This window comes from Desulfovibrio sp. 1214_IL3152 (assembly GCF_036763055.1).
Classification (GTDB): domain Bacteria; phylum Desulfobacterota; class Desulfovibrionia; order Desulfovibrionales; family Desulfovibrionaceae; genus Desulfovibrio.
Genome location: NZ_JBAIYW010000238.1, coordinates 1 through 3,802 on the forward strand (window position 1 = coordinate 1; position 3,802 = coordinate 3,802).

Consider the following 3,802-nt stretch of genomic DNA (forward strand, 5'->3'; position numbering starts at 1 on the left):
CATGCGGAACATCCCGGCAGCCCCGTGCTGCACAAGGACGGCGACTTCGCGCGCGGCAAGGGGCTTTTTGCGCCTGTAAGCTGGACTCCGGCCGCCGAAGTGGCCGATGAAGAGTATCCCTTTGTGCTCAGTTCCGGCAGACGCCTCTATCACTACCACACGCGCACGCAAACAGGGCGCAGCAAAGGGCTGAACAGCCTTATGGGGCATGATACGGCGGACATTTCCACTGCCGACGCAGCCCGCCTTGGCATTGCCGACGGAGACAACATCCGCGTGTCTTCACGCCGTGGCTCGGTTACGGTGCAGGCCAAGGTTACCGACGACATGCCTCGCGGCATGGTATGGATGGCCTTTCATTTTCGTGAAAGCAACGCCAACTGGCTTACTAATACCGCCATGGACCCCATCACCAAAACGGCGGAATACAAAGCCTGCGCTGTTAAAATAGAAAAAATCTGACGCCTTGCAACGTCCTCCGGTGCGGTGGTTTAACACCGCGCCGGAGGCGCGGGGCTTTGGCAAAAAAATTCCCGTTCCAACGCTTTCTTCCAAACGGATATCTGTTTACGCTGATTCCCGGAACTGCCGTCAATCCGGCATGGTCCCGACGGCAATCCGGCCAGCACCACCGCTACCCCTCAGGTCTTTTTACGCCTTTTTTTCATGCGGCATTTTTTGCTGGTGATTTCTATTAACAATAGATAGCCTGTATAACGAATATCTGAAACTCATCGCAGGCATGTCCTGCCCTGGAGGATCCCTAATGCTGACAGCACCCTATAGAGAATTCTATGACGCCATTCAGGAATTCATTCCCAAAAACCGCATATACACCGACCCGCTGCGTCTTCTTGCCTATGGCACGGACGCGAGCGTTTACCGCCTTACGCCCAAGCTCGTGGTGGACGTTCTGGATGAAGCAGAGGTCATACAGCTTATGGGCGTGGCCGATCGCCTCAATGTGGCCGTGACCTTCCGCGCGGCTGGAACCAGCCTTTCCGGCCAGGCTGTGACGGATTCTGTGCTGGTGCGCATCGGCCAGGGCTGGAAAAACTGGCGGGTGAGCGAAGGCGCGGAAAAAATCACCCTTCAGCCCGGCATCATCGGTTCCGGAGCCAACAAAATCCTTGCCGAATTCGGCAAAAAAATCGGGCCTGACCCGGCTTCCATCGACAGCTGCTTCATCGGCGGCATCTTTGCCAACAACGCCAGCGGCATGTGCTGCGGCACTGCCGACAATTCTTACAAAACCGTGCTATCCACCCGCATGGTCATGTCGGACGGAACCCTGCTGGACACCGCCGATGCCAAAAGCCGCGCGTCTTTTGCCAGAACCCACGGCCACATCCTTGACGGCCTGAGCGACCTGCGCGGGCGCATCATGGCCGACAAGACCCTGGCCGACCGCATACGCCGCAAATTCAAGATCAAAAACACCACAGGCTACAGCATCAACGCCCTGGTGGACTACGAAGATCCCTACGAAATCCTCCAGCACCTTATGGTCGGCTCCGAAGGCACGCTGGGCTTTATCGCCGAAGTGACCTACCGCACGGTGGAAGAAGCCCCCTTCAAGGCATCGGCCCTCATGCTGCTGCCCACGGTCAAAGACGCCTGTGACCTGGCCTCGGCCGTGGCAACTCTGCCCGTGTCTTCGGCCGAACTGATGGACAGGGCGTCGCTGCGCTCGGTGGAAGGCACGCCCGGCCTGCCGGAAGGGCTGGACACGCTGGACGACAAGGTCTGTTCCCTGCTTGTGGAAACGCGCGCTTCCACGCAGGAAGAGCTGGATAAAAATATCGCCGCCATCAACAAGGCGTTCAAGGACGTCAAGTTTGTGCGACCCCACGAATTCACCGACAAGCCCGAGGAATACGGCAAGCTCTGGCTGATACGCAAGGGCATTCTTGCTTCGGTGGGCGGCATGCGCCCCGTGGGTACGTCCATTGTTATCGAAGACGTGGCCTTTCCCCTTGAGCGTCTGGGCGAGGCCGCCACAGACCTGCAGGCCCTCTTTATCCGCCACGGCTACACCGTGGCCCCGCTCTTCGGCCACGCCCGCGACGGCAACCTGCACTTCGTGTTCTGGCAGGATTTTGGCGCACCAGCCGAAGTGGCGCGCTACGCAGCCTTTATGGACGACTTCTGCAAGCTCATCACCGAAAAATACGACGGTTCCCTCAAGGCGGAGCACGGCACAGGCCGCAACGTGGCCCCCTTTGTGGAAATGGAATGGGGCGCGGCCGCCTATTCCATCATGAAATCCATCAAGGAACTGCTGGACCCCAAGGGCATTCTCAACCCCGGCGTGCTCATGAACGACGATCCGCAGGGGCATATCAAACACCTCAAGCCTCTGCATCCGGCCGATGAACTGGTGGACAAATGTATGGAATGCGGCTTCTGCGAATCCGTGTGTCCGTCTCGCGATCTTACGCTCACACCGCGTCAGCGCATCACGGCCTATCGCGAGATATGCCGCCTGCGTGAAACCGCCCCAAACAGCAAAGAGCTTAAAAAGCTTGAAAAACAGTATGAATACATGGGCAACGCCACCTGCGCCACCGACAGCCTGTGCCGTCCCCGCTGCCCCGCCGGCGTGGATACGGGTGTTTTCATCAAGAGCCTGCGTCAGAGAGAAGCGGGGGCGCTCAGCCGCAAGATGGCAGGCAGCATTGCCGACCACTTTGCCGGAACCTGCCGGACCATGTCTCTGGCGCTCAACGGTGTTGACAGGCTGCACCGCGCCCTCGGCACGACCTTTATGGAAAACGGCTCAAAGCTGCTGCGCTGCATCACTTTTAACAAGGCCCCTCTGTGGAACAAGGACATGCCCAAGGGCGGCAGCAAGGTGCGCATACCCCAAACCCACAGCGCCAACCCCAGACGGGTCGTCTACTTCCCCAGCTGCATCGCGCGCAATATGGGTCCCGGGCAGGAGCACACCGACCGCCGCACAGAGCCTGAAGCCGTTATCAGCGTGCTGCTCAAGGGCGGCTATGATGTCATCCTGCCCAAGGACCTCGACAAGCTCTGTTGCGGCATGGCCTTTGCCAGCAAAGGACTTGTCGATGCGGCGCACAAAAAGGAAAAAGAACTGGAAGCGGCCCTTAAAGAAGCCAGCAATAACGGGCAGTTCCCCATACTTTGCGAAACAAGCCCCTGCCTGCTGCACATGAAGCAGACCCTTGATCCGGCCCTCACGCTGATGGAACCCATTGAGTTCATTCTTGAAAAAATGGATGACTGCCTCAAGTTCACCAAGCTGCCCAAAACCGTGGCCCTGCACGCCACCTGCTCGGTGCGCAAGATGGGCCTTGAGGGCAAACTGGAAAAACTGGCAAAAATGTGTGCCGAAAACGTCATCGTGCCGGAAGGCATCAATTGCTGCGGATGGGCGGGTGACAGGGGCTTTAGCCACCCCGAACTTAACGAGGCCGCCCTCAAGAGCCTGCGCATGCAGGTGAGCACCTGCGATGTGGGCTATTCCTCCAGCCGTACCTGCCAGATAGGGCTTTCGCTGCACAGCGGCATTCCCTACTATTCCATTGTGTTCCTGGTGGACGAGGCCAGCGTTTAGGCCGCCTGATCAAGAAGCGCATGTTCAACATTTTACGACGCGCAACAACGCAAACAGCACAAACGGGACGCGCCCACGCCCGGAACGGACAACGGCCCGGGCACAGTCGCAGGGGCATGGCATGATGCTGCGCTGAAACCTTTGAACAAACAGAGCGGATGCCCCACCACGGGTCCGCCTGACGCCGCCCTGCGTGTGCCGTGTGATGCGGCTCACGCA

The 3,802-nt window shown here is 58.8% G+C and carries 3 protein-coding genes; all 3 read left to right on the top strand.

Annotated features, from left to right (window positions below):
- Positions 1 to 462 (top strand): molybdopterin oxidoreductase family protein (locus V6C07_RS05005; RefSeq protein WP_333535265.1); only part of this gene is annotated, 462 nt, incomplete at its 5' end.
- Between the two features lie 56 nt (positions 463 to 518).
- Positions 519 to 698 (top strand): hypothetical protein, encoded by a 180-nt coding sequence (locus V6C07_RS05010; protein ID WP_333535266.1) that lies wholly within the window; start codon positions 519 to 521, stop codon positions 696 to 698.
- Positions 699 to 766: 68 nt separating this feature from the next.
- Positions 767 to 3,583 carry an FAD-binding and (Fe-S)-binding domain-containing protein gene (locus V6C07_RS05015; RefSeq protein ID WP_333535267.1) on the top strand — a complete coding sequence of 939 codons (2,817 nt, stop codon included), beginning with the start codon at positions 767 to 769 and terminating at the stop codon, positions 3,581 to 3,583.
- The last annotated feature ends 219 nt before the right edge of the window (positions 3,584 to 3,802 follow it).

What these genes read in the sequence shown, in the direction of transcription:
- V6C07_RS05015 (WP_333535267.1), top strand. Translation starts at nt 767, where the DNA reads ATGCTGACAGCACCCTATAGAGAATTCTATGACGCCATTCAGGAATTC.